The following is a 23867-nucleotide window of genomic DNA, read 5'->3' as shown; positions in this document are numbered from 1 at the left end:
CAAGCCGCTTTATTCGGGTTTAGACCGTAGCTTGGCCAGCGCCGCCTGCGCTATATCAACCCGCACACTCCCTTGCTTCACTAATTCGTCGGCGACCAACGCCACTTCCGCCCCTTCCGCTCCTGCCATTAGGGCGATATTTTTAGCATGTAGCGCCATATGCCCTTTTTGAATACCGGTGGTGGCCAACGCTTTTAATGCGGCAAAGTTCTGCGCTAGCCCAACCGCAACAATGATACGGGCTAAACGATCAGCGCTACTGACGCCTAAAATTTCAAGGCACCGCCGTGCGGTTGGGTGCGCTCGCGTAGCGCCGCCGATTAATCCCACTGGCATGGGCATCTCAAGGGTGCCGGTTAGGTTTCCATCATGATCCGCTTCCCAATGGGTAAGTGACCGATAGCGCCCGGTACGTGCAGCATAGGCATGAGCACCCGCTTCTACCGCCCGGGTATCATTTCCCGTCGCTAACACCACCGCACTCACCCCGTTCATTACCCCTTTGTTATGGGTAGCTGCACGGTAAGGATCCAAGTCCGCAAAACGGTAAGCCGCCAATATACCGTCGCGCACCGACTCCCCGCCTATTTGGTCAAGATGCCAGGTCGCTCTGACTCTTGCCAAACGACGGTCAGCCAGGTTGGACAAAATGCGCAAACGACTCTCACCTCCCGACCACGCTGCTAACGACGGGGCTACCGCTTCAGCCATCGAGTTCACCGCATTGGCACCCATGGCATCACGCACATCCACCAGCAGATGCACAATGACCATATCCTCAAGTACGCGCACCTCTATATCCTGGAAACCACCGCCGTGCTCTAACAGCACGGGATCTGTCGCGTCACAAATACGCTTAATCTCGTCGCGGGCTTCTAATAAACGCAGCCGGGCAAAATCAGGATTTGCGACGCCCAGTAGTTGCACCTGAGCGATCATAATGGGGCTAGAGGTATCGGTATAAAAGCCGCCAGCATCTCGACACTGCCGTGCAGCATTACATACGGCAGCGACCACCGATGACTCTTCCGTCGCCATGGGAACCAACGGCTCCTCACCATCAATAATTAAATTAGTCGCAACGCCAATCGGCAGATTCAACGTGCCAATCACATTCTCGATCATGCAATCTGCCGTCTCGGCTGGCAGATTGCCGGTGTCTGCCAAATGAGCCTCCCCAGCTGCATCAAGCCCACTCATATCAGCAACCTTACGCAGTCGCTCGCGTAGTGACAGTTGGTAAAACCCTGGAATCCGCGATGAATTTATTGTCATAACTGTTACCTACAATGAATAAACTATTGGTGTAGCGTCACTTAAAAAGGGAGTGTTCAAGCCAACCAGCCCATTAGCCAAGGGGCGGCATAAAGGGTCATAAACTGCACCCCATAATTCACGCCCCAGCGGTTTAATAGCCCCGCCAAAAGTGCTAACACCGCGACACCTAAAATGCCCATCACACCCGCATCCATATAAGCCAACAGCACGACCAACGAGAAGAACATCGCCAGGAAGGCCTCATGAGGAATACGCTGGAAAACAAACACGCAAATGTGGCGGGCATAACGAACGGCGATGGGATACGTAATCAACAGCGCCACTCCAGCGCCCAAAATGCTGGCAACAGCGATTTCACCAAAGCTCATTAAGTGGTGGGCATTCTGTTCCAACGTAAGTACTGGCGGCGCATTAAAGAAGGCGTTACCTGGCCCAATTGCCATGGGGCTCATCGGAATGCCCAGTGCTGCCAGGGGGATCAAAATGCCTGCGATATAAGCAGCATTAGTCACCGCATCCATTGAAGAGAGGGCACGACTGGCTTTCTCTACTGTGCCTTTTACCCAACTCGACATCACTTCACCCAGGAAAATAGTGATCCCTACCGGGCTCATAAAGAAGGTAACCGAGCCGAGCACCGAGCTGGCGGTTGCAGAAACAGCTTCTTGGCGCGTCAAAATACGAAAAGGGTTGGGGAAGCGGCTCTTATCATCGCTATCATCTGCAGCGTAGATTTTGATTGTTTTAGGTTCACCGGTAGCCATTTTTCGCCGCTCTTCGCCCACGGTTAACTGGGCCAAACTGAAGATCATCGGCCCTATCGTGATACCCAGGAAGAACGAAATGAAGACCACCTGACCTTCAGGGATCACCCCCATTCCCCAGTAGAAGTGGCGCAGTGCCTGTATCAGCGCAGCCAAAATCACGATACTGATTAAGCTGATCACTTTTTCGCGGCTCATTAACGCCAGGAATATCGCGCCGACAAAAAATATTTGGCTAGCGTACTGGCTTAGCACATCCGCCAGGGGGGTTAGCAGGAAAGCCAGTAGCAAGCTCACGGGAATAGCAACGAGGGTGCCAATAACCGAACCCGACGCCATTTTGCGAATGGCCATTGTGGCGTGGCCTTCACGCTTCAGTATCATTGCGTGCTCAACCATGGGGGCCGACATCACCCCACCGGGTATCCCCGCGACCGAAACGGGTATCGAGTCGGTAAGTTTTTTGGCGACGATGGCAGCCATAAAGAAAGCCAATACCACTGGCAAGGGAATACCGGCCACGACCAACGCAAGCGTCACCGGTGCAAGTACGGCGGTCTCATCGGTACCTGGCGCCACCCCAATCGCGGTATAAACCACAACACCGATTAAGGCAGCCATTAACATCTGCAGAAGTAATACAGCGTCCATTGCTACACCTCCCCATCAGTGTCGAGGCGTCTTTTCGGGCGCAAACAAACCGTATTAATAGCAAACCCCAGCAGTGCGCCGCATAACCCCACTATTAAAGGCATTGGCGCCGGCCCAGGGGTCAGAATGAAACCACCTAGTGTGAGAGGAGTGGAAATTACTAGGGCGAGCAGCAGGTCTCTGCCGGTCACCGTATCGTCCCAAACCGTTAGGTAAGAAGTTGTTTTATTTGGCATGCCTATTCTCCGCGGAGATCATTATTAGTGTTGTATACCCAAGTAGGCTGGCCCTAGCTTGTGGAAAGACAAGGCACTGAGTAAGGTACAGTGATACAAATTGTATGAAGTACTGTACCTATAAAATAACAGGTACAGTTTCACCGCCATTGAGAGATATTCATGTCGAAATCTCGTCAGGTCGCAACCGCTTTGCTAAAAGCCATTGACGAGGGGCGCCTCTCGCCTGGTACCCGAGTGGCTTCCATCAGAGAAGCCGCTCAACAATTTGGCGTATCGAAAAATACCGTGGTTGATGCTTACGACCAATTAGTTGCACTTGGTCATTTGAGCGCTCGACAGGGCGCAGGCTTTTTTGTTTCGCGCCCCCGGCCAACGCCTATTGATGAGCCTACGCACGACCTTTCCGAGGCGGTGGACAGCGTGTCACTCCTGCGGGAGCAGTTAGTCGGGAATTTTGCAGTACGCGTGGGCGACGGCCGAGCGCCCGCAAGCTGGATGGGTGGCACTGAGCTGACGCGTTTAATACGACGAAGAAGTGGCTTATCTGATGAAATGAGCGACGTCGAATACGGCATGCCTCAAGGCTACTCCCCGCTGCGCGAGAGCCTAGCGATGGCACTGGTTGGGCGTTCCATCCATGCATCACCGGATCAAGTCATGATGACTTTCGGTGCTAATCATGCCTTTGACTTAATTATTCGCCACTTCGTAGCCGCAGGAGAGAGTGTTCTGGTTGAAACGCCAGGCTACTACCCACTGTTTGGAAAACTTCGTCTCGCTAAAGCGAAGCTGGTGGGTGTTCCACGCACGATCGATGGCCCCGATTTAGAAGAGTTTGAGAGAAAAGCCAAGCAGTACCGGCCCAGGCTTTTTTTCTTACAACCCAATGCCCACAACCCTACCGGCAGTACCATGTCGCTAAGCAATATGCATCGCTTGCTAAAGCTCGCCGATCACTATGGAGTAACCCTAGTGGAAGACGATGTTTTCGCTGACATCCTGCCCAAAGGTAGCGCCCATCTTGCTGCGCTTGATGGATTAGAAAGGGTTATTTATGTGGGCACTTTTTCAAAAACGCTCTCCACCGGCCTGCGTTGTGGCTATATTGCAGGCGGCAGATCCATCATTCGCGCACTGGTCGATATCAAGATGCTGACTGTCGTCAACACTTCGACCTTCAATGAAATGATCGTACATGAGCTGCTAGCCAGAGGCCGCTATCGCCGCCACCTCGCACAGTTGCGTGAGAGGGTGGCTAAGGCAAGCGCTACGGCGATAAGAGTGTTGGGGCAAATAGGCATTAATGATGTCATTGGATCCGGCGGCGGCTACTATTTATGGGCCAAATTGCCACCCCATATCAACACCACTGAGTTGGCTAAACGCGCCTCTGCAAAAGGCATTTTCATTGCCCCAGGCGCTATTTTTTCACTGCGTCCCGACAGTACCGATGCCAACTCAATGCGTATCAATATTGCTCATGCCAACGATCACCGGTTTCTGGAGTTTATTAGCAAAGCACTCAATGGGCAGCCCCTTACTTAGCCTTGCACCTCTCTCCAAACATTTCTTTCTCATGGATTCTCAGCTAAACCAACACCTTATGGGTCGAGACCACCTGACGCAGCCCCATAAACGAGCGGATCTGACGCACGCCGGGCAGGTAGAGCAGTTGTTCGGCGTGTAGTCTGTTGAAGCTTTGGCTGTCCCGGGTGCGCACCAGCATAAAGTAGTCAAACTCCCCCGTTACCACGTGACACTCCATGCAGCCGGATACCTTCTGGGCCGCCTCTTCAAAGGCGGCGAAGGATTCCGGCGTCGAACGATCCAGCACCACGCCAATCAGCACCACCATGCCTGCCTGTAGCTGCTCCGGGTCTAAGTGAGCCACCACCCGGCTGATCACCCCGTCCCGTTTGAGCTTTTCCACCCTGCGTAAGCACGCCGCAGGGCTCAGGCTCACCTGCTCCGCCAACGCCACATTGGAGAGCGTAGCGTCGTCTTGCAGCAGTTTAAGAATACGCCGGTCTGTTCGATCTAATTCAGCCGCCTGATCATCAGGTACAGCGCCTGAACGGAAATTTTTTGAGCGCACCATTATTTACCTTATTAGCCTTTATACACCATTTAAAACCATATAAACCACTTGATGCCAATTCTTATTGCTTTAAAACCTCTTATTTTGCAACACAAAAATATCAGCTAACACTTAGTATAAATAGCAGAGCCCGCCAACTGTTCACACGAAGCTTTTACCTAAATCTTTCATCTAAACCCTCGCCAAGCGAGCTTTCTATTTCGCACTGAAACGCTTATATGCAGGAGCCTGCTATGAACCTAGATCGCTTTCCACGCTACTCGCTCACCTTCGGCCCCTCCCCCATCACACCGCTCAAACGACTGAGTGAACATCTAGGGGGTGACGTGGAGCTCTACGCCAAGCGCGAAGACTGCAACAGCGGTCTAGCCTTTGGCGGTAACAAAACCCGCAAGCTGGAGTACTTGATTCCCGAAGCGCTGGAACAGGGCTGCGATACGCTGGTATCGATTGGCGGCATTCAGTCCAACCAGACCCGCCAGGTGGCCGCCGTGGCCGCTCATTTGGGCATGCAGTGCGTGCTGGTACAGGAGAACTGGGTCAACTATTCCGACGCAGTGTATGACCGGGTAGGCAATATCGAGATGTCGCGCATCATGGGCGCCGACGTGCGCTTGGACGACGCGGGGTTCGATATCGGCATTCGCCCCAGCTGGGAGCAGGCGATGGAAGATGTTCGCCAGCGGGGCGGCAAGCCTTTCCCGATCCCCGCTGGCTGCTCCGAACACCCGAACGGCGGCTTAGGTTTTGTAGGCTTTGCCAAAGAGGTTCGCCAGCAGGAGAAAGAGCTGGGCTTCAAATTCGACTATATCGTGGTGTGCTCGGTCACCGGCAGCACTCAGGCGGGGATGGTGGTGGGCTTTGCCGCCGATGGCCGTGCCCAGCGAGTGATTGGCATTGACGCCTCTGCCAAGCCTGAGCAAACCCGCGAACAGATCCTGCGTATCGCCCGCAACACCGCTGAACTGGTAGAGCTGGAAGGCGGCATTACCGATGACGATGTCATTTTGGATACCCGCTATGGCGGCCCGGAATATGGCCTACCCAATGAAGGCACATTAGAGGCTATTCGCCTGTGCGCCCGCCTGGAAGGCGTACTCACCGACCCGGTTTACGAAGGCAAATCCATGCACGGCATGATCGATATGGTGCGCAACGGTGAGTTCCCAGCGGGCTCCAAAGTGCTGTACGTCCACCTGGGCGGCGTACCTGCACTAAACGCCTACAGCTTCCTGTTTCGTAATGGCTAAGGCGTAAAACGCCTACCTCGTCCCGTCTGATTGAGCGCCTAAATAACGCCGATCAGGCGGCTACTTCTGTACAAATAAAGTACAACCTTTAGTCTTGGTGTATAGCCTATTCACTGATGAGGATACGCCATGCCTTCCACTCTCCCCGCACGTGTCACCCTTGACGAACTGGCCCAATTACCCGCCCCGCTCCCCGACGTTGAACTACATGGGTTGGATATGGGGTGGTATATCGTGCGCCTGCATCAGGATAACGCCGTCAGTTTGCTCACTGACAAGCATGGCGAAACCCAACGCTTTACGGGCACACAGTGGGTCAGTCGCGCACTGGCACCGCTGGGATTCACTCATGGCACGCTGACCTGGGCCGATGCCGCCGATGAAATGGTGGGCACCGATATTCCACCCGTGTCCACTAAACAGCGCATGGCCTACGGCGTACGGGTGGCATTTGCAACGCAGGGGTAAGCGCTGGCAACGAGTATGCGCTTCCAGCTAACGGCAATAACCCGCGCATGAAAAGCCTCTATGGCGTTCAGCCACGCCTGTCTATAACATTGATACAGTGCCATCAAGAGCTTTCAAGTGTCTGTGTTGAAAACCAGTTTCCCAAAGGATGGACTCTATGCTCGATGATGAAAAATACATCAATAATGAAGAGCAACTGCTGTATCTTCAAAAGCGGTTAGACGAAGAAGATACCCACGCCCTGAAAGCGCTATTCGCAGAGCTGGACACCCTGGCCATTGCGCGCACACTCGAGTCTTTTCCCGCAAAAACCCGCGATCTTCTATGGGAGTACATTCCAGAAGAGCTCATCGGCGAAGTATTGGCCGAAGTCGATGAAGACATCCGGGCTGACTACATCGAAGACTTATCGGCCAGCGATGTGGAGCAGATCGTCAAGGGCCTGGACGCCCAGGAAGTAGCTGAAGTACTGGATGTTGCTGACGAGGCCATAAAAACCAGCGTTTACGCCAGCCTGGATCAAGAAATTCGTGCCCAGGTCGAGAATCTGCATGCCTATGAAGATGATGTAGTTGGGCGTTACATGGACCCTGAAACGGTCAATGTGAAACAGGGCGTCTCGTTAGAAGCCGTACAGCGCTATATCCGCATTCATCATCTGCTAGATGATGAGTCACAGCAGATCATGATTACGGATAAGGATAAACGCTTACTCGGCACCTTGAGCCTGATGGATTTAATCAAGCAACCGCAAGATGCCGTAGTTGATGATTATATGGATGATTTCTTCACCCTAAATGATCAAATGAAAGTCAGCGACGCCGCCTCGTTATTACGCTCTAAAGAACTTCACTTTGTACCCGTATGCGATAGCGAGGGGTTATTGGTTGGTCAGCTCAACTCCGCCGACGTATTAGAAATCACCCAAGATGATGCTGATATGACGTTTAAACATATGTCCGGCGTCAGCGATGAAGAAGAAGTGTTTACCCCTATCATGCGCAGTGCTAAAAGCCGCGGCATTTGGCTTGGTATTAATCTGTTAACGGCTTTCTTAGCGGCTTTCGTGATTGGACGGTTTGAAGCGGCCTTAGATCAAATTGTGGCGCTGGCGATTTTAATGCCGGTAGTTGCCAGCATGGGGGGTATTGCCGGTAGCCAAACCCTCACCGTCGTCATACGCGGTTTGGCTCTAGGGCAGCTCGCGGGTAACAATATAAGATGGCTTTATAACAAAGAGCTGTGGGTGGGCATGACCAACGGCTTGGTTTGGGCGCTAGTGGTTGGTTTAATTGCCCATATGTGGTTTGGCGATGCCATGATTACGCTGGTCATTACCCTGGCTATCTTTATCAATATGAGCCTGGCCAATGTCTCTGGAGTGCTAATTCCATTGGTATTGAAAAAGCTGCAGATTGATCCCGCTTTATCCGGCGCGGTGATTCTAACTACCGTCACCGATGTGGTGGGATTTTTGTCGTTCCTGGGGCTCGCGACGCTGATTATATTATGAGTTTTCCCTTCCAGGCAGGCGCTGGGCCTTCCCAAAGCAGAACCCAGCGCTTGGATCGTAGCAACGACTACACCCGTAACCACTGCCCCGCCTGATCTGACCTTTCGATAGCATCGATCAGCCGATTGACCCGAGCCGCTTCGCGAAAATCGGGATAGAGGGGGCGGTGGTTAATAATGCCCTCGACCAGATCACGCACCTCGATAATTTTCTGATCGTTATAGCCCAAGCCATGACCCGGCGCGGGGCTGAACGCCGCATAGTCGGGGTGTTCGGGGCCCGCTAACAGGGTGGTGAAGCCGCGCCTGCCGTGGGCGTCGCCATGGCGATAAAGCTGCAGCTCGCTCATGCGCTCCTGATCAAACACTATGGCGCCTTTGGTGCCCGTTAACGTATAGGCCAAGCCCATTTTGCGGCCAGCGGCCACCCGAGACGTCTCGATATTGCCGATTAACCCCTGGTCAAAACGCAGCATGGCCTGGGCCTGATCATCGTTCTCTACCGCAGCCATACCGCTGCCATCGGCCTTGGACCGAGTGGGGATAACGGTCTGTAGTTGGCCGCATACCTCGGTAATGCGCTGCCCGGTTAAAAACTCGGCCATATTGAGAATATGCGAGCCCACATCACCTAACGCACCGGCGCCAGCGGTCGCCCGCTTGGTATGCCAGTCGTGGGGCTTTTGCGGGTCGAGCAGGTAATCCTCGTTGTGCCGTCCACGAAAATGAATCAGCTCGCCAATTTCACCGCTGGCAACAATCTGGCGGGCCAATTGGGTAGAGGAATTGCGAATGTAGTTAAAGCCTACCAGGGTTTTGACGCCCGCCTTTTCAGCCGCGGCGACCATCTCTTCGGCATCGGTGCTACTTAGCGCCAGCGGCTTTTCAGCGTAAACATGCTTGCCCGCGGCAATGGCGGCCAGCGCCATCTCTTTGTGCAGGAAATTAGGTGCGCAGATATCCACCACGTCCACGTCACTGTCTGTCACCAGGGCGCGCCAATCGTCGGTGGCTCGGGCAAACCCCCAGGCACGCGCCCGGCTTTCTGCAGTGGCGAGGTCGGCATCCGCCAACAGTTCGCACACCGGTTTAGCGGGCAGCTCAAAAACACTGGACGCCGCATTAAAGGCAATGGCGTGGGCTTTGCCCATAAAGCCGGTGCCGATTAGGCCAATCTTGAGGGTTTTCATTGTCATGATTCCAATGGACAAAGTCGATAATTCACAAACGCCCTCTGTCGCTGACTGGCGACTCCCCCCCCGCTCGACACCTTCTCAACGACGCGTAGATGTGCCTTGCACTGAACCAGGATATGCGAGGGCTTCAGCGACGCTGGCGATGTTTAGCTGGCAACGTCAAAACCCGCCTGCTCAGCAAGCCGACGCAAATTGCGATAGCCCAGGCGGGCGTAAGTCAGCGGGTGGGCTACTTCCGGGTCTTGCTCGGCTTCCACCACCAACCAGCCCTTGTAGCCCTTTTCGCACAGGTGGGTTAAGGCAGGTAGGAAATCCACATTGCCATCTCCCGGCACCGTAAACAGGCCGTCTAACACGCCGTTTAAAAAGCTTTTGTCGCGGTTACGCACCGAATCCAGCACTGGGAAGCGCAGGTCTTTGCAGTGCACATGATGGATGCGCCCACTGTAGCGTTTGGCGATGGCGAGCGGGTCGCCGCCCGCACCGCGCAAATGACCAAAATCAAGCAGCAGCCCCACGCCTTCGCCGGTGTTGCCCATCAAGCGTTCAACGTCGGCCTGGCTTTCGATCACCGTGCCCAGGTGGTGGTGATACACCAACTGTATGTCGTGGGATTTCAGGTAGTCGCCCACTACCTCCAGGCCATTCAGCAGTCGCTGCCACTCTTGCTCGGAGAGATGCGGACTCTGGGAGAGCGGGCGCTCCTGATCGCCGTGTACACAGTGGGTAACTTCACACAGCACCATCACCTTGGCACCGCACTGCTTGAGCAGGTTCATATGATCCTGAACGGCGTCAATCTCTTCCTCGGGACTGCGTTCAAGCAGGCGCGCGGAGTACCAGCCCGACACAAGCGTCAGGTCGTGGGCGCTCAGCACCTGATTCAAGGCGTCGGGCGTGCGGGGGAATTTGTTACCTAATTCAAAGCCGCTAAAACCCGCTTCGCGCCCCTCTTGCAAGCAGGTTTCCAGCGGTGTTGCGCCGCCCAGGCTCGGCAAGTCGTCGTTCGTCCAGGTGAGCGGATTGATGCCTAAAGTGACCGTTGGCATAGCGTATTCCTTGTGATGATGTTTATTGGTGTTAATGGCGTTGGCGCTGTTTAGCTTCGCGGTACCCTTGATAGGCTTTATTGACGGCTTCCCGCTCGGAAACTTCGGGCACGGCGACGTCCCACCAGGCACCGCCTTCCTGAGTGCTGGGTAATGGGTCAGTATCCAGAGCAATCACATAAGTCTTGGTGGCGCGGCGAGCGCGCACCAGCGCTTTTTCAAGTTCGGCAATACCGGCCACTGACTCAGCCTCACAGCCCAACGCTTTGGCATGGGCGGCAAAATCGGTTTTGGGAGCGCCCGTCTCCACAGTGCGGCAATCTTGCAGCAGGTTGTTGAACCCCACGCCGCCGGTGGCCTGTTGCAAACGGTTGATACAGCCGTAGCCGCGGTTATCCAACACCACCACTATCAGTTTGTGGCCCAGCATCACCGAGGTCGCCAGCTCGGAGTTGTGCATCAGGTAACTGCCGTCGCCGACCATCACCACCACTTCCCGATCAGGTTTGGCCATCTTGACGCCCAGCCCGCCCGCTATTTCATAGCCCATGCAGGAGAAACCGTACTCGACGTGATAGCTGCCGGGGCCGGAGCATTGCCAGAGCTTATGCAGCTCGCCGGGCAATCCACCGGCCGCGCATACCACGGTGGTATCGTTGCCAGCCTGGCGATTGACGGCACCGATCACCTGGGCATCAGTGGGCAGCGCCAGCCCTTGATCGGCGGTTATGCGATTTACTGCCTCGGCCCATTCGCGCTTGAGCGTTCCGGTCTGTTCGCGCCACTCATCACTGCCGCGCCATTCGCCCAGCGCTGCATCGAGTTGACCCAGCCCGATCAAGGCATCGCAGCTTAGCGGCAGCGCTTGATGCTTGAGGCTGTCGAAGCGGCCAACGTTGAGGGCAATCAGTGTTTTATTGCTGCTTTCAAACAGCGCCCGGGAGCCGGTGGTAAAGTCCTGCAGCCGCGTGCCCACTGCCAAAATGACATCGGCCTGCTCCGCCAACTGGTTAGCAGCTGCGCTGCCGGTCACCCCAATGGCACCCACCGCGCAGGGGTGGCTATCCGCCAGCGCGCCTTTCCCCGCCTGGGTTTCGGCGACCGGGATGCCGCGTGCTTTGGCAAACTCGGCCAAATCTTCGCAGGCAGCGGCGTAGTGCACACCGCCACCGGCAATGATCAGCGGGCGCTTGGCCTGCTTGAGTGCAGCGACTGCTTGACTAATTTCATAAGCATCCGGCGGCGGGCGGCGAATGCGATGCACCTTGGGGGCAAAAAAGGCCACTGGATAATCGTAGGCAAAGGTTTGAACATCCTGAGGTAGTGCCAACGTCGCGGGGCCGCAGTGCTCGGGGTCAAGCAGAGTGGCAATCGCTTGAGGCAAGCTGGTCAGCAGCTGTTCCGGGCGGTTAATACGGTCGAAGTAGCGCGATACCGGGCGAAAACAGTCGTTGACGGTAATGGTCGGGTCACCGAAATGCTCCACCTGCTGCAGTACCGGATCGGGTTCGCGGGTGGCAAAGGTGTCCCCCGGCAGCAGCAAGACCGGCAGCCGGTTGGCATGGGCAAGTGCCGCGGCGGTGACCATATTGGTCGCCCCTGGGCCAATCGAACTGGTTGCCGCCATTAGGCGCTTACGGCCATTGGCTTTGGCAAAAGCAATCGCCGCGTGGGCCATGGACTGTTCGTTATGGGCGCGGAAGGTCGGCAGCGTGTCTTGTACGTGATAGAGCGCTTCACCCATCCCGGCCACATTGCCGTGACCAAAAATCGCAAACACGCCTTCGAAAAGCGCCACCTCTTGACCATCTAGCTCGATACGTTGCGCGGCAAGGTACTTGACCAGCGCCTGGGCCATGGTGAGTCGAATAGTAGTCATCTTACGCCTCCTCCGTGTGGGCCAGGGTTTGCGGCTGCGCCTGCCTTAATTGCCGCCACGCTTGTATTAGCTCGGCATAGTTTTGGGCTACCCTCTCTACCAAGCTGGCATCATTGATACGCCCCGCCAGCCAATCGCGGCTGGCGTTGGCAAATAGCGTGCGTCCAACGGTGAACCCTTTACAGCATGAGTGCTTGGCCGCTGCTTCGAAGCCGCGCTTCATATCGTCCATAGGTGCGTCCAGTCCGAGCAGTACCACCCCACGGCAGTAGGCATCCTCGCGTTCAATGGTCTCGCCCACCGCCTGCCAGGCAGCATCTGACAGGGCGGGGAGCTTCCACCAATCGGGGCGAATGCCCAGGTTGTAGAGCCGCTGCAGGCTGCGCGGCAGCGTGGTGTCGTCGCTGGGCATACTTGCGGGGGGAATGACTTCAATCAGCAGCTCCAGTCCATAGGCACAGGCCGCCTGGTAAAGCTGGCGCAGCCGTTCTTCCTGCTCCAGACGCAGCGAGAGTTCATCGTCAGGGTGGTAGAACACCAGGCATTTAATGATCTGTTCTCTGGGCCAGTGGCGTAGGCAAGCGCCTAAATCATCGCCATGCTGGAAACGCAGCGGGCGTGATCCCGGAAGCTCCACCGGTCGACCGATCCACCAGCCTTTGCCGCTGGCTTGATTGAGCGCTTCCTGACCCAGCACGTCGTCCACCAGAATCGCAGGAGTGGCAATACCGCCCAGCCTGGCGCCCTCTTCGGCGGCGATGACCAGGAGTTTTTTGAGTGCTGGCAGCCGCGCGCTGTCGGCATACTCTTCGCGGGCCATATCGGTGAGCTGACGGCGGTGGTCAAACGCCAGTCCCAACACTTCGGGCCAGTGAGCAGGCACTCGGGTGGTGACGCGGTGTAAGTGGTTTAAGCGCTGATCGATATCCGGCCGGCTTACGTCGTCGCGGCGCACCAAGTAATCAAATAACTCGTCTTCGGTGGGCATGGCCGGCGCACAGCCGTGGCGGGAGACCACCAGCGCGCCACAGGCGTTGGCATAGTCTGCGCTGGTTTGCCAGGGCTCATTGCGTAACCAGCCACGTAGCAGACCACTCATAAAGGCATCCCCGGCGCCCAGCACATTGAGCACTTCGACCTGGACACCCTTGACTAAAATCCCGTCTTCAATGCGTGAGGGAATTGCCCCTTCAAACACCACACAGCCCATGGGCCCCAGCTTGCATACCAAGGTGGCCTCGCTAATCTCTCGCACTGCACGCAGGGCCGTTAAGGTGTCCGTACTGCCGCCGGCAATATGAAATTCCTCTTCGGTGCCTACAATCAGGTCGAAATCAGGTAGCCAGCGCTGCAGATCAGTGGTCACTTTGTCATCGGCGATAAAGCGGGTTTCACCATCGCCGGGGTTGGTCAGCCCCCAAAGCACGGGGCGGTAGTCGATATCCAGCACCCGCTTCACGCCATGTTTGGCAGCGGCGTCCAGCGCTTTGCGGCAGGCTCGGCGGGTGGTATCGGTGGAAAGATGCGTGCCGGTAATCGCCAGCGCTTTTGCCCGGGCGATAAATTCAGGGTCGATGGCGTCAGCGTCGATGGCCATATCGGCGCAGTCGCGACGGTAAAACAGCAGCGGAAAGCTTTCGCGGTCTTTTAACGCCAGCAGCACCAGGCCGGTATGGCGCTCAGGATCGGTTTGTAGCGCGGAGGTATCCACCCCCACCCGCTCCAGCTCTTCGCGCACGAAGTTGCCCATCTGTTCATTGCCCACCCGCGAGAGCATGGCGGATTTCAGCCCAAGCCGCGCGGTACCGTAGGCCATGTTGCCGGAACTGCCGCCCAGGTACTTGGCAAAGCTCGCTACGTCTTCCAAACGGCTGCCTATCTGCTCGGCGTAAAGATCGACCGCCACCCGCCCCAGGCAGATCAGGTCCAGCGGCCGGTGTTGCATACTGTTATTCCGCATGAAATTCTCCCCACGTCACTTTCTTATACTTAATATCCGCCTGCTAAACGTTTTTCGGCAGGCTCATCGACAATCCCGCCAGCGGTCTTTGGCGTGGGTTGATCGGCAGCAGCGCTATTGGCTTTTTTCTCGCGATCACTGCGTTGAAACTCTGCGAGCTCGGCATCCAGGCTCTCCAGCTCTGCGCCTCCGGCCATCATGTTAAGTATTTCCTCGCGTGAGACGTCTTCTTTGCTGAATGAGCCCAAGCTGCCGCCGCGCGACAGCAGGGTGAACGCATCAGCCACCGGGAAGGCATGGTGAACATTGTGGGTAATAAAGATCACCGCCAGACCATCGGCACGCGCTTTGGCGATATAGCGTAAGACCACGGAGGCTTGCTTGACCCCAAGTGCTGACGTTGGCTCATCCAGAATCAACACTTTGGCGCCGAAATAAACGGCTCTGGCAATCGCCACGCATTGGCGCTCACCGCCGGAAAGTGTGCCCACCGGCTGGCTTGGGTCACGCACATCAATACCGATTTTTGCCATTTCCGCTTTGGCAATCTGGTCAGCGTATTTCCAATTGATACGCTTGAACGGCCCCCAGCCCACCGTTGGCTCGCGGCCCATAAAGAAGTTACGGGTAATCGACATCAGGGGAATCATTGCCAGGTCTTGGAAGACCGTGGCGATGCCCGCATCCAAGGCGTAGGCAGGAGATTTGAAGTAAACGGTCTTACCATCCAGTAGCAACTCACCGTGGGTAGGGCGATGGACGCCAGACAGCGTTTTAATCAGCGTCGACTTACCCGCACCGTTATCCCCAAGCAGGCACATCACCTGGCCTGCATAAACCTGCATAGAGATATCGCTTAACGCGATGACGCTGCCAAAGTGCTTACTGACATTGCGCATTTCGATCATGGGCGTGAGAGATGTCATATTATTTGGCCTCCATCGCCTTTTTGCGCATAAAGTTGTTAAACAACACGGCAACCAGCAGCATTACGCCTAAAAAAACCTCAAACCAGTCGGTATTCACTCCGGTGTAGAAGATCCCCATTTGCACCATGCCAAAGATCAATGCCCCCAGCGCGGCCCCAATGGCCGACCCATAGCCGCCAGTCAACAAAGCCCCACCGATGACAACCGCAATAATTGCCTCCAGCTCTTTAAGCAGACCACGGCTGGTATCAGCTGAGCCCGTATCCATCACTTGCAGGCAGGCAAAGATCGTTGCGCACAGAGCAGTGAACATGAATAACGAGATTTTGACGCGGTGCACGGGCACACCGGAGTTGCGAGCCGCATTGGCATCACCGCCGCTGGCAAAAATCCAATTCCCATAGGGCGTGCAAAGCAGTACCCATGTCGCTACCGCGGTCAAACCCAGCCACCACACAATGGAGACAGGAATACCGGAAACAACGGGGTTGCCAGCGAAATTTGTCGCCATCAGCCCCTGGTCAGCGAGCCACACAAAAAGTCCATTACCCACCTCACCGGTAAAGAGGGTTGCCAGCCAGTCTCCTTCAGCGTGGTCTTGAATTCCGCCCACTTGAGTGCGGCCTGTCAGCAAACGGCTAATACCAATTGCCAAGCCACGAAGGATAAAAAGAAACCCAAGCGTGACAATAAAAGATGGCAATCCAGTGCGGTTAACCAGGTACCCATTGAACCAGCCAACCAAGGCGGCGCACGAGAGGGCAAGCATAATCGCCGACCAGAGTGGCCAGCCGTATTCAACGGCGGGAATGGCAATAAGGATCCCTGCCAAACCAATCATTGAGCCAATCGACAGGTCGAATTCACCGCCTATCATCAATAACGCCGCAGCGGTCGCGATAATCCCCAACTGAGCGGACACTTCAAGAAAGTTGAGAACGCCTGAAGGGGTAAACATGCCGGTACCCCGGGAGGCGACAATAAAAAAGGCCAGTACCAATACCGTGCCGGCAAGCGCACCTAATTCCGGACGACTGAGCGCTTTCTTCCACATAGGAATACGTTGAATCCGCTCATCGCTGCTTTCTATAGTTTGCGCTGGCGGGGTTTGATCGGCTGAAGGGGTAGCAGTCATGATTCGCTCCTCAGGCTTGGCTGAGCCAAGCCTGTTCATTGTCGGGTGCTTAACGGATACCTTGTTCGCTCAGCTCCATTACTTGCGCCGCATTATCTGACGTCACGAAGCCAGGACCGGTCGCCACATCCCCAGCGGGTAGCAAACCATTTTTGACGTATTGGTCGAGGAACATAACCGGCAGGTAACCCTGCATGTACTGTTGCTGGTCGATCGCAAAATCGAGTTCCTCTTGCTCCAGCGCTTCTAGAATACCGGGCGACAAATCAAAGGTGCCTAACGTGAACATGTCGGTAGCACCTTGCTCTCGCATGGCACGAATCATGGGTTCCGCTGCTAAAGAGCCAAGCGTGAGCAGACCGCGAATATCATCGTTGTCATTTAGGTAGGCGATGATAGCGTTGCGAATTTCGGTCGGGTCATGACTGGTGGCGAGCTGCTCAGCATTGCCATCAAAGCCTTCAATGAACCCATCACAGCGCTGGTCAAGTCCCTGATTACCTTGCTCGTGATTGATGCAAAGCCCCTTCTCGACGCCCTTTTCCTGCATGCGTTCTGCGGCTTGCTTGCCGGCTTCGTATTCACTCTGGCCTATATGTAAGCGAGCACCGTAGTCTCCCGACACATCGCCGCCCGAGTTAATGGTAATCACGGGAATACCGCTGTCGGAGGCTTCCTGTATCACATCGCCCAGTGCGTCTTCATCCGTAAACGACACAATCAGTCCATCGGGGTCTGACGCAATCGCTGCATCGACAAGCTGCTGCATTTTGGCCATGTCAAAAGAGGAAGGCGCGCGATATTCCAGACGCGCACCTACCAAATCAGCGGCATCTTCCGCACCATTTTTCACCACCGACCAGAAAGGATCCGAAGGAATGCCATGCGTCACCATGACAAACCGGCTTTCATCAGCGTAGGTGGTGCTGATGAAACTAGCGGCGGCGGCAGTGAGTAACCATGTTGATAAGCGTGCCATTGTTGATGTCCTCTTACGTTGTCTTTGTTGGTTGTTGTGAGACGTGGAGTGCTTTTGCACTATGGAATATAGATTCTAAAAACCAAAACCAGCAAATTATTTATTCTATACTTTGGTATAAATGGAATATTTATTTCAATCAACTAGACTGCAGAGCAACTTGCCACTTTGCGGCGCGATGGATGCCTAACCGCCGAGGAATTTTTCTATGCCACAACCGCCCCAAAGCTACAGCGAGCTTGAAACGCTGATCACGGCCGAGTACGCCACGCTAAGTAAGCGGCTGCAGCAAACCGCGCGCTTCATGCTCGACCACCCACAGGAAGTTGCGCTGGCCACCGTAGCGAAAATTGCCCAGCAGGCGGAGGTCACGCCCTCCACCCTGATTCGCTTGGCCAATAGCCTGGGCTTTAACGGTTTTTCTGAAATGCAGCAGCTGTTTCGCAGCCGCCTGGTGGACGAGCTACCCAACTACACCGAACGTATTCGCGCAGTCCGTAGCGCTACCGGAGAAACTCCAGACAGTACTCAGCTCCTGTGGGAGTTTGCCGACGCCAACCGGGCCGTACTGGAGCAACTACCTAGCCGTATCGACCCGGCAAATTTAGAGAAAGCGCTGGATATCTTTGAAAAAGCCCAGGCTATTCACGTGATGGGCGCTAGACGCAGCTTTGTGGTGGCGAGCTATATGACCTATGCCCTGGCCCATGTGGACAAACCCGCCTTACTCGTCAGCGGCTTGGGAGGCATGTACGGCGAGCAACTGCGTGCCATGAGTCAACATGATGCCCTTTTGACGATTAGCTTTTCGCCCTACGCCGAAGAGAGCCAAAAAGCCTGTGAAGACGCCCAACAGCGCGGGCTACCTATAGTGGTAATTACCGATTCCAACCTTAGCCCGCTCGCTCGCTTCGCCAATGTGGTCTTCGTGGTTAATGAAGCCGAGGTAAAGAGTTTTCGTGGTTTGACCGCTTCGCTTTGCCTAACACAAGCCTTAGCGATTGGTTTGGGCGTGAGGCAGGACAAAACACGTGATAAAGGACAGGAAAAACAGCGCAAGGCCTAGACGCCAACACTAACAACAACGCAGGAGAGCTTATGAAACTCGCGCTTATCGGCGCTGGCCGCATCGGCAAGGTGCATGCCCAGGCCATTCACTCACACCCGAACGTTACGCTGGCCGCCGTGGCCGATTTTCACCAGCCCGCCGCGGAAGCTCTGGCCGAACAGTACGGTAGCAATGCGGTTTCCGTTGATGAGATATTTTCAGACGACACCATTGATGCCGTCCTGATTGCCTCCAGCACGCCTACTCATGCGGAGTATCTGGAACGTGCCGCCCGTTCTGGCAAAGCCGTACTGTGCGAAAAACCCATCGCCCTGGATTTAGCGCGTACGCGAGATGCTCTGCAGGTACTCAGTGAGCATCCTGTGACCTGTGCACTAGGCTTTAACCGCCGCCACGATCCTCAGTTTGCAGCACTGAAAAAAGCGATTACCGAAGGGCGTATTGGCGCACTTGAAACGCTGACAATTATTAGCCGCGACCCCTCTCCCCCGCCTGCCGAGTATGTGGCTGAGTCCGGCGGCCTGTTCCGGGACATGATGATCCACGATCTGGACATGGCGCGCTGGCTACTTGATGAACCCATCGAGAGTGTTTTTGCCGTCGGCAGTAGCATTATCGACCCAGCCATTGGCGAAGCGGGGGATATAGATACCGCCATGGTCACGCTCACCACCGCCAGTGGCAAGCTCTGCCAAATCAGCAACTCACGGCGCGCCTGCTACGGCTACGATCAACGCATCGAAGCCTTTGGTAGCCAAGGCATGCTCCAAGCACAAAACGAAAGCGACACCCGTCTACGCTTCACTGGTGAAGCAGGCCAAGTGGAAGAGAAACCCAAGTGGTTTTTCTTAGAACGCTACGCCGAGGCTTATCGATTAGAGATTGGCGACTTTGTCGATGCTTGGCGCGAAAAGCGTGCCCCTCTTGCAGGCGCCCAGGATGGCTTGGAAGCATTGCGCCTCGCCGACGCAGCAGAACGTTCGATGCGCGGAGGCCGCAAAATCCTGCTTCAGGCTGATGCCGACCTTGATAAATAAAGGAGCAACCTATGGCTTCACTACTGGTTCACCCCACCGCCCCAGATGCCCAAGGCACCGTGATCGACGTTACCCCGAAGTCTGCTGGCTGGACGCACGTTGGCTTCCGGGTGCACACACTCGCCAAAGGTCAGCGCCTGGAGGCCAGCAGCGATAACCATGAAGTCTGTCTGGTGCTGCTCACCGGGCTCGCCACGGTGACCTGCGGCGAGCACCGCTTTGAAGATATCGGCGAGCGCATGGATATCTTTGAGCAAATCCCGCCCTACGCGGTTTATCTGCCCAATGGGGTTAGCTACGCGGTGGAAGCGACAACGGATCTAGAGCTAGCGGTGTGCGCCGCCCCTGGGCATGGCAATCACGCCCCCAGGCTGATCGCGCCTGACAACATCAAGCAGAGCACCCGTGGCCAGGGCACCAACACCCGCCATGTGCACGATATTTTGCCGGAAACCGAGCCCGCCGATAGCCTGCTGGTGGTGGAAGTATTCACACCCGCGGGTAACTGGTCGAGTTATCCGCCCCACAAACACGATGTGGATAACTTACCCCATGAGTCGCTGCTGGAAGAAACCTACTACCACCGTATTAACCCCGCTCAGGGTTTTGCCTTTCAGCGTGTCTACACCGATGACCGCAGCCTTGATGAGACCATGGCGGTCGAAAACGGCTGCTGTGTGCTGGTGCCCAAAGGCTACCACCCAGTGGGCGCGGCTCACGGCTACTCGCTTTATTACTTGAACGTGATGGCGGGCCCTAAACGCGTGTGGAAGTTTCATAATGACCCCGACCACGAGTGGTTGATGCAGTCTTAAACCGCCACACCATTTGCCCGCTAACATTTATCTAGTGCTATGCTGTCGTGCCCCGCTTAATGCGGGGCTTTTTATTGACCGCTAAAATCGAGAGAGACCTATGCTCCCCGACTACTCCCTCATCGCCTGGCTACTGATTGTGTTTTCGGTCTACCTCACCGGCGTTTCCAAAGGCGGCTTTGCGGGTGGTTTCGGCACGCTGTCGGTGCCGTTGATGGCGCTGGCGATCAGCCCGGCGCAGGCGGCGGGCCTTTTATTACCGCTGTTACTGGTAATGGATGTGTTTGCGGTGAAGGCGTGGTGGGGCAGGCAGGCGGTGGCCGAGGTATGGCGCTTTGTGCCGGGGCTGTTTATCGGCGTGGCGGTAGGGACGCTGCTGTTCGACAGCCTGAGCGAACAGGGCTTGCGCCTGACGCTCGGCGTGATCACCTTGCTATTCGCCACCTATATGCTGCTGAAACCCGTCGCCAAGAAGCCGATTTCCGCCCGCTGGGCGTTGCCTGCGGCGAGCGTCTGCGGGTTTACCAGCTTCATGGCCCATGCGGGGGCACCGCCGCTGAACGTGTACCTGCTGCCGCGTAAGCTGTCGAAAGAAACCTTTATCGCCACCTGCGCCGTCACCTTTGCCGTGGTCAACGTGATCAAGCTGGCGCCGTACATGTGGCTTGGCGAGATTAACGTGACCAGCGCCTGGGCCTCGCTAGTGCTGGTACCCATCGCCTGGATCGGCGTACGCAACGGCCTTTGGCTACAAAGCCGCGTCAACGAAGCGCTGTTTTACCGCCTGGTGATTCTGGCCATGTTTTTGGTCGGCTTTAATCTGATTTGGCAGGCACTAAGCGGCTAGCGAGCTAACCACTCGGCGGCAAATTCATCGGCTGGCTGGGGGCGACCAAATAAAAACCCCTGCGCTTCAAGGCAACCCATATCGGCCAGCAGTGTGGCCTGCTCCTGATGCTCCACCCCTTCAGCCAAGGTTTTCATTTCAAGCGCTTTGGCCATGGCAATAATGGTCTGCACGATAGCGCGATCATGCTGATTGTCGAGCATGTCGCGTACGAACGAGATATCGATTTTAAGCGCGTCGGGTGCGAAACGTCGCAGATAAGAGAGCGATGAATATCCCGTGCCAAAGTCATCAATATACAGCGCATATCCCGCTGCACGCATCGCCTGGGTAATCGCGACCGCTTGGTCGGGGTCACGCATAAAGTCACTTTCGGTAAGCTCCAACGCCAATGCCGATGCGGGCACGTCTTGGGTGATGTCGGCGATATGCGAAGCCAACTGCGGGTCGGCAAACTGCTGGGCGGCGATGTTAATCGAAAGCCGCCCTGGCAAGGTCTTTCCCTGAGCCCGCCATACGCCCAATTGCCTTGAGGCTTCCGCTAGCACCCAATCGCCTAACACCCGAATCAGCCCTCGCTCCTCCGCTAGAGGAATAAACTCACCGGGGCTGATCCAGCCCCAACCAGGTTCGTACCATCGGCACAGCGCCTCAGCACCGGTCAGTTGGCCGGTCTCGAGATTCACTTGTGGCTGATAACAAAGTGACAGGCGATTATCAACCACGGCTTGATGCAAACGCTCTGCCATTTTCTGGCGACGCCGCTGAAGACGCATCATGTCATGGCTAAAGGGGCATACGCCGCCATCGCGCTTAGCGTGATGCAAGGCAATACTGGCAGCTTTGAATAGCTCACCGGCCACCGAAGCATCGGTTGGGTAGCAAGCAAAACCGATACTCACTTCCAGGTTGAAGGCATTGTGCTCCAGCCGAATGGTTTTACCTACCGCGTCGCATAGGCCGTCCAACGTAGCGGTCAATTGCGCTTCGCTAGGGTTGGTCACGAGTATCGCAAATTCATCACCGGATAAGCGTGCCAAGGTGCTGCCTTCTGGAATGGCATGCTGCAAACGGCCTGCGATGGTGGCCAACAATTGGTCACCCACCTGATGACCGTGAGTATCATTGATTTCTTTAAAGCGGCGAATATCGAGCAGGATCAAGCGTAGCGAGTGATGCTTTTGGGCGGCCTCGCGCAGCATATTGGCTTGAACTTCCATAAAGCGCACACGGTTCGCAAGTCCCGTAGTGCCATCAATATAAGCCAGCTGGTACATGCGGCGCTGGTCACGTCGGCGTTCCAACTCAGCCGAGGCCCCGGTTGATAAAATGCGCAGTACAGAGGTCGCAAAAGCGTTGGTGTTGAGCGGCTCGCGGTAGAACACCATCATCACCCCAATTGCTTCGCCATCGGCGTTGTCCAAGCGGCGGCCTATCCAGGCCTGTGCTTGAATCGCTTTTCCCGGAATCGGCTTGTATTGACCACTGTGGGCCACGGCCTCGCGTTCGCTGACCACTTGTTCGCTGGGCGACCCACTCAACACAAAGGTCTGATTGCTGAGAGGCTCACCGTCAGCGATGACGCTCACCGTACTGACAGTGGCCGCCAAACGGGAACGCTCGGTGGCCTCGTGGGAAGGCCGATTGAGCACCGCAATAAAGCCACCATCGGCATCCAACAGCTCCACCAGGGTACCGATTAACTGCTGAAAGTAATCATCACCCACGCGGGAAGTAACCGTTGAGGCTACCTGCATTACCGCTTGTTGAACGCGCTGTGCCTCGTGATTATCGGTAACATCGGAGATAAACCCTTCCAGGCAAGCAACGTCGCCTGCCTCATCAAACACCGCTTGGCCTTGCTCCCACATCCAGCGTAAACGGCCATCGCGATGATGAAGTCGATAAATCACTTGGTAAGGGCGTTTATCATCAATGGCCTTCTGCACCTCATGAAACACTCGCGATGCATCCTGGGCATGTGTCAGTTCGGCGAAGCTGATGAGCTGGTTGCCTACCAGTTCATGTGGGTGGTAACCGGTGAGTGAATAAGCACCCTGACTGACCAACTCCATCGTCCAGTCGTCATCGTTTCGACAGCGATACGCCATGCCCGGAAGATGATTGAGGAGCGTATCCAAACGCCGCTCGCTTTCCAGAGCCGCTGCCTCGCTGTTCTTAAGCGCCGCCTCCGCCTGCTGACGCCCCAGCTCCGCACCGGCTTGAGCCGCCACGATACTCAGCACTTCGCTGGCTAGGCCATCCAGTGACATGGGCGAATTTTTAAGCAGCGCCAGTAAGCCAATGGGCGTGCCGTCGCTGGCGAATAACGGCATGCCCATATAGCTCTCGGCCCCAAGCTCTTCAAGTAAATGGTCGTGTGGAAAGCGGCGTTGCACGCCGCAAGAGTAAAGACAAGGCGCGTGCCCCACCACGCTCTCGCAGGGAGTGCCGGCCAGAGAATAGGTAATATTGGGTAGATGACGGCCATTTGACCAAACCGCCAACGTTTGCGCACAGTTCTCTTCGCTGACGCTGGCGACAAATACATGGTCAACGCCCAGCAGATTGGACAGCCGCTCCACCAGCGTTGGATAAAACTGGGGCGTGCCCGTCTGCCCCATGCCTTCAGCCAACTGCCGAAAGATATCCGCCGCTTCGATCCCCGTGTGCATTGCGTTACTCACTGCCCTGTTTAACTCAGCTTATCTT

The 23867-nt window shown here is 55.8% G+C and carries 19 protein-coding genes; 8 read left to right on the top strand and 11 right to left on the bottom strand.

Annotated features, from left to right (window positions below; all coding sequences use genetic code 11):
- Positions 1-9 precede the first annotated feature (9 nt).
- Together CPH17_RS14590 and CPH17_RS14585 are read right to left on the bottom strand one after the other, a co-directional pair.
- Entirely contained in the window at positions 10-1275 is a 1266-nt protein-coding gene (locus tag CPH17_RS14590) for a hydroxymethylglutaryl-CoA reductase, degradative (protein WP_096300095.1), read from the bottom strand.
- A 56-nt stretch (positions 1276-1331) separates the two neighbouring features.
- Positions 1332-2693 (bottom strand): tripartite tricarboxylate transporter permease, encoded by a 1362-nt coding sequence (locus CPH17_RS14585; RefSeq protein ID WP_096300093.1) that lies wholly within the window; start codon positions 2691-2693, stop codon positions 1332-1334.
- A gap of 398 nt (positions 2694-3091) precedes the next feature.
- Between CPH17_RS14585 and CPH17_RS14575 the strand changes: the two genes are divergently transcribed.
- Positions 3092-4477 (top strand): aminotransferase-like domain-containing protein, encoded by a 1386-nt coding sequence (locus tag CPH17_RS14575; protein WP_096300089.1) that lies wholly within the window; start codon positions 3092-3094, stop codon positions 4475-4477.
- A 43-nt stretch (positions 4478-4520) separates the two neighbouring features.
- Here the strand turns inward: CPH17_RS14575 and CPH17_RS14570 are convergent, their stop codons facing one another.
- Positions 4521-5030, bottom strand: a complete 510-nt coding sequence (locus tag CPH17_RS14570; RefSeq protein ID WP_096300087.1) for an Lrp/AsnC family transcriptional regulator — start codon at positions 5028-5030, stop codon at positions 4521-4523.
- A gap of 233 nt (positions 5031-5263) precedes the next feature.
- Here CPH17_RS14570 and CPH17_RS14565 point away from each other — a divergent pair, with 233 nt between their 5' ends.
- From CPH17_RS14565 to mgtE, 3 genes are all read left to right on the top strand, one after another.
- Positions 5264-6280, top strand: a complete 1017-nt coding sequence (locus CPH17_RS14565; RefSeq protein WP_096300085.1) for a 1-aminocyclopropane-1-carboxylate deaminase — start codon at positions 5264-5266, stop codon at positions 6278-6280.
- A 129-nt stretch (positions 6281-6409) separates the two neighbouring features.
- Positions 6410-6748 (top strand): DUF6482 family protein, encoded by a 339-nt coding sequence (locus CPH17_RS14560; RefSeq protein WP_096300083.1) that lies wholly within the window; start codon positions 6410-6412, stop codon positions 6746-6748.
- A 157-nt stretch (positions 6749-6905) separates the two neighbouring features.
- The gene (gene mgtE / locus CPH17_RS14555; protein WP_096300081.1) at positions 6906-8261 is read left to right on the top strand and encodes a magnesium transporter; all 1356 of its coding nucleotides are present in this window, start codon (positions 6906-6908) and stop codon (positions 8259-8261) included.
- A 67-nt stretch (positions 8262-8328) separates the two neighbouring features.
- Here the strand turns inward: mgtE and CPH17_RS14550 are convergent, their stop codons facing one another.
- From CPH17_RS14550 to CPH17_RS14520, 7 genes are all read right to left on the bottom strand, one after another.
- Positions 8329-9450, bottom strand: a complete 1122-nt coding sequence (locus CPH17_RS14550) for a Gfo/Idh/MocA family protein (RefSeq protein WP_096300079.1) — start codon at positions 9448-9450, stop codon at positions 8329-8331.
- A gap of 152 nt (positions 9451-9602) precedes the next feature.
- A complete protein-coding gene (gene iolE, locus CPH17_RS14545) occupies positions 9603-10505 on the bottom strand; it encodes a myo-inosose-2 dehydratase (RefSeq protein ID WP_096300077.1) in 903 nt (300 codons plus the stop codon).
- 31 nt (positions 10506-10536) lie between these two features.
- Positions 10537-12384, bottom strand: a complete 1848-nt coding sequence (iolD, locus tag CPH17_RS14540; RefSeq protein WP_096300075.1) for a 3D-(3,5/4)-trihydroxycyclohexane-1,2-dione acylhydrolase (decyclizing) — start codon at positions 12382-12384, stop codon at positions 10537-10539.
- Between the two features lies 1 nt (position 12385).
- On the bottom strand, positions 12386-14344 hold the full coding sequence (locus CPH17_RS14535) for a bifunctional 5-dehydro-2-deoxygluconokinase/5-dehydro-2-deoxyphosphogluconate aldolase (RefSeq protein WP_096300073.1): 1959 nt from the start codon (positions 14342-14344) through the stop codon (positions 12386-12388).
- A gap of 29 nt (positions 14345-14373) precedes the next feature.
- Positions 14374-15270: an ATP-binding cassette domain-containing protein gene (locus CPH17_RS14530; RefSeq protein WP_074394966.1), complete on the bottom strand. Its 897-nt coding sequence runs from the start codon at positions 15268-15270 to the stop codon at positions 14374-14376.
- A gap of 1 nt (position 15271) precedes the next feature.
- Positions 15272-16408 (bottom strand): ABC transporter permease, encoded by a 1137-nt coding sequence (locus CPH17_RS14525; RefSeq protein ID WP_074394965.1) that lies wholly within the window; start codon positions 16406-16408, stop codon positions 15272-15274.
- Positions 16409-16457: 49 nt separating this feature from the next.
- Positions 16458-17387 carry a sugar ABC transporter substrate-binding protein gene (locus tag CPH17_RS14520; RefSeq protein ID WP_074394964.1) on the bottom strand — a complete coding sequence of 310 codons (930 nt, stop codon included), beginning with the start codon at positions 17385-17387 and terminating at the stop codon, positions 16458-16460.
- A gap of 208 nt (positions 17388-17595) precedes the next feature.
- On the opposite strand from CPH17_RS14520, the gene CPH17_RS14515 reads away from it, so the two are divergent.
- From CPH17_RS14515 to CPH17_RS14500, 4 genes are all read left to right on the top strand, one after another.
- A complete protein-coding gene (locus CPH17_RS14515) occupies positions 17596-18453 on the top strand; it encodes a MurR/RpiR family transcriptional regulator (RefSeq protein ID WP_074394963.1) in 858 nt (285 codons plus the stop codon).
- 32 nt (positions 18454-18485) lie between these two features.
- Positions 18486-19493, top strand: a complete 1008-nt coding sequence (iolG, locus tag CPH17_RS14510) for an inositol 2-dehydrogenase (RefSeq protein WP_074394962.1) — start codon at positions 18486-18488, stop codon at positions 19491-19493.
- A gap of 11 nt (positions 19494-19504) precedes the next feature.
- On the top strand, positions 19505-20308 hold the full coding sequence (gene iolB / locus CPH17_RS14505) for a 5-deoxy-glucuronate isomerase (protein WP_074394961.1): 804 nt from the start codon (positions 19505-19507) through the stop codon (positions 20306-20308).
- 100 nt (positions 20309-20408) lie between these two features.
- Positions 20409-21155 (top strand): sulfite exporter TauE/SafE family protein, encoded by a 747-nt coding sequence (locus tag CPH17_RS14500; protein WP_074394960.1) that lies wholly within the window; start codon positions 20409-20411, stop codon positions 21153-21155.
- Here CPH17_RS14500 and CPH17_RS14495 read toward each other — a convergent pair.
- Positions 21152-23830: an EAL domain-containing protein gene (locus tag CPH17_RS14495; protein WP_096300071.1), complete on the bottom strand. Its 2679-nt coding sequence runs from the start codon at positions 23828-23830 to the stop codon at positions 21152-21154. The genes CPH17_RS14500 and CPH17_RS14495 overlap by 4 nt on opposite strands.
- Positions 23831-23867 lie beyond the last annotated feature (37 nt).

The organism is Halomonas sp. hl-4 (genome assembly GCF_900215475.1).
Classification (GTDB): domain Bacteria; phylum Pseudomonadota; class Gammaproteobacteria; order Pseudomonadales; family Halomonadaceae; genus Vreelandella.
This window is presented reverse-complemented; position numbering and strand designations above follow the sequence as displayed.